The organism is Shewanella sp. T24-MNA-CIBAN-0130 (assembly GCF_040310185.1).
GTDB classification, from domain to species: domain Bacteria; phylum Pseudomonadota; class Gammaproteobacteria; order Enterobacterales; family Shewanellaceae; genus Shewanella; species Shewanella psychromarinicola.
In genome coordinates this window covers 1-304 of sequence record NZ_JBEOPP010000213.1, presented here as the reverse complement: position 1 = coordinate 304, position 304 = coordinate 1, and the positions used below count along the sequence as shown (strand labels likewise).

Sequence of the window (304 nt, the reverse complement as noted above, 5' to 3'; positions counted from 1 at the left end):
CCATAGTGGCGCCCCAAATCGCCGGTAAAATTAGCCAGGTATTGGTTAATGACAATCAGGTGGTCAAGCAGGGCGATATTATTGCCATCATTGACGACCGTGATTTTGTTGCCGCAGTGAAAACCGCTGCAGCACAAGTGGTTAGTGCGCAAGCCAGTATTAACAGCCTGCAGGCTAGGCTTATCCATCAGGCATCGGTCATTGAACAAGCTCGGGCAACGTTAGATGCCAATTTTTTTGCGCTTAAATTGGCTAATTTTAACCTTGAGCGTTATCGCAACTTGGCGTTAGACGGTTCTGGCAC

General features: G+C 48.0%; 1 pseudogene. It reads left to right on the top strand.

Annotated features, from left to right (window positions below):
* A pseudogene (locus AAEZ02_RS22110) lies at positions 1 to 304 on the top strand (HlyD family secretion protein); the annotation flags it as partial.